Origin of the sequence: Stenotrophomonas sp. HMWF003 (genome assembly GCF_003061285.1) — a bacterium.
Taxonomy (GTDB): Bacteria; Pseudomonadota; Gammaproteobacteria; order Xanthomonadales; family Xanthomonadaceae; genus Stenotrophomonas; species Stenotrophomonas maltophilia_AP.
The window spans coordinates 1-1,887 of record NZ_QAIW01000459.1; the positions used below are offsets into that span (position 1 = coordinate 1).

Sequence of the window (1,887 nt, forward strand, 5' to 3'; positions counted from 1 at the left end):
GTGCCCGCCGGCGCGGGCGACCGAACTTATTCGAGGTGTATCGATGGAATTCAAGGATTACTACGCCACGCTCGGGGTGGAACCGACCGCGGGCGATGCCGAGATCAAGACGGCCTACCGCCGGTTGGCACGCAAGTACCACCCCGACGTGAGCAAAGAGGCCGGGGCCGAAGACAAGTTCAAGGCCGTGAACGAGGCCTACGAGGCCCTGCGCGACCCGCAGAAGCGCGCCGCGTACGACCAGCTCAAGGCCCAGGGCTACCGGCCGGGCGAGGAGTTCCATGCACCGCCGAACTACGGCGGCGGGCAGGGCTTCGATTACGAGGAAGTGTTTGGCGGCGGCGCCGGCGGTGGTGGCTTCAGCGACTTCTTCGAAAGCCTGTTCGCGCGCCAGCGCGGCGGTGGCGGTGGCCGCGCCAGTGGCTTCGGTGGCGCCAGCCAGGGCCCGCAGCCCACCCGCGACACCCGCGCCAAGCTGTCGGTGCCGCTGGAAGCAGCCCACACCGGCGACAGCCTGCGCATCAACGTCAACGGCAAGCAGCTGGACGTGCGCGTGCCCAAGGGCATCCGCCCGGGCCAGGTGATCCGGCTGACCGGGCAGGGCACCGGCGGCGGCAACCTGCTGCTGGAAGTGGAATATGCCGAGCACCCGCAGTTCGAGGTCGACGGCCGCAACATCCTGTACACCCTGCAGGTGACGCCGTGGCAGGCCGCGCTGGGCACCAGCATCAGCGTGCCCACGCTGGGCGGGTCGGTGGAACTGAAGGTGCCGGCCGAATCCGATGCCGGGCGCAAGCTGCGCCTGCGCGGTCGCGGCCTGCCGGGCAACCCGGACGGCGACCAGATCGTGGAGCTGGAGATCGTGGCGCCGGCCCCGACCGAAGAGGCGCAGAAGAAGGCCTACAAGGCGCTGGCGAAGGCGTTCGGCGAGAAGGTATAAGGCCTGGGGTGCGCCGGTGCATCGGCGTACCGGCCGGTGTTGCGTACCGACCCACGGTCGGTACCTGCACGGCAGGCGCCGACCATTGGTCGGCTCACCCCACCGCCGGGCTCACGCCGTCGGCGGTTCCTGGTTGCTGAAAACCCGCTCCAGCACTTCGGACAGCTCGTCCTCGGAGAACGGCTTGGTGATGTAGGCCTTGGCGCCCTGGCGCATGCCCCACATGCGGTCGGTGTCCTGGTCCTTGGTGGTCACCAGGATCACCGGAATATGCTTGGTAGTCGCATCGCGGGCCAGCGTGCGGGTGGCCTGGAAACCGTTGAGGTTGGGCATCACCACGTCCATCAGCACCAGATCGGGCAGCTGCGCGCGGGCGGCTTCCACCCCGGCGGCGCCATCGGTGGCGGTCAGGATCTCGTGCCCGAGCTTTTCGACGATGCGCTGTATCCCCAGCAGCTGCGACGGTGAATCGTCGACGATCAGAATGCGTGCCATGTTGTTCCCCAGGTTATGCCCGCAGTGTAGTGCGGCGCGCGCATGGCCGGGAAGCGTCCGGCATGCCGTCCGTCGCCCCCCTGCAACGCTCAGTCGATCCGCACCACCGTGCGGCCTACTGCGCCGCCTGCAAGCATCGCCTCGAACACGTCGGCCAATCCATCCAGGCCCACTTCGCGCGTGCAGATGGTCGCCAGGTGACGCGGCTTCCAGTCGCCGGCGAGCTTTTCCCAGACCTGCTCGCGCAGTGCGCGTGGCGCAGCCGCCGACGACACCCCCAGTAGTGACACACCGCGGATGATGAAGGGCATCACCGTCATGTCCAGCGCCGGGCTGGCCGCCAGGCCCGCGCTGACCACGCTGCCGTAAGGCACCGTCTGCGCCAGCAGGCTGGCCAGCATGGGGCCACCGGCATTGTCCAGGCCGCCGCCGAAGCGCGCCGATTCCATCGG

At 68.8% G+C, this 1,887-nt stretch carries 2 protein-coding genes and 1 pseudogene; 1 reads left to right on the forward strand and 2 read right to left on the reverse strand.

Features of this window, described 5'->3' with window-relative positions:
- Positions 1-43 precede the first annotated feature (43 nt).
- Positions 44-940, forward strand: a complete 897-nt coding sequence (locus DBR34_RS20365; RefSeq protein ID WP_038686926.1) for a DnaJ C-terminal domain-containing protein — start codon at positions 44-46, stop codon at positions 938-940.
- Between the two features lie 111 nt (positions 941-1,051).
- Here the strand turns inward: DBR34_RS20365 and pilH are convergent, their stop codons facing one another.
- On the reverse strand, positions 1,052-1,435 hold the full coding sequence (gene pilH, locus DBR34_RS20370; protein ID WP_128098127.1) for a twitching motility response regulator PilH: 384 nt from the start codon (positions 1,433-1,435) through the stop codon (positions 1,052-1,054).
- Positions 1,436-1,524: 89 nt separating this feature from the next.
- Positions 1,525-1,887 (reverse strand): annotated as a pseudogene (locus DBR34_RS24355) (oxidoreductase); the annotation flags it as partial.

Excerpts from the sequence above, each read along its gene's own strand:
- DBR34_RS20365 (WP_038686926.1), top strand. The coding sequence starts at position 44 with ATGGAATTCAAGGATTACTACGCCACGCTCGGGGTGGAACCGACCGCG.
- pilH (WP_128098127.1), bottom strand. The coding sequence starts at position 1,435 with ATGGCACGCATTCTGATCGTCGACGATTCACCGTCGCAGCTGCTGGGG.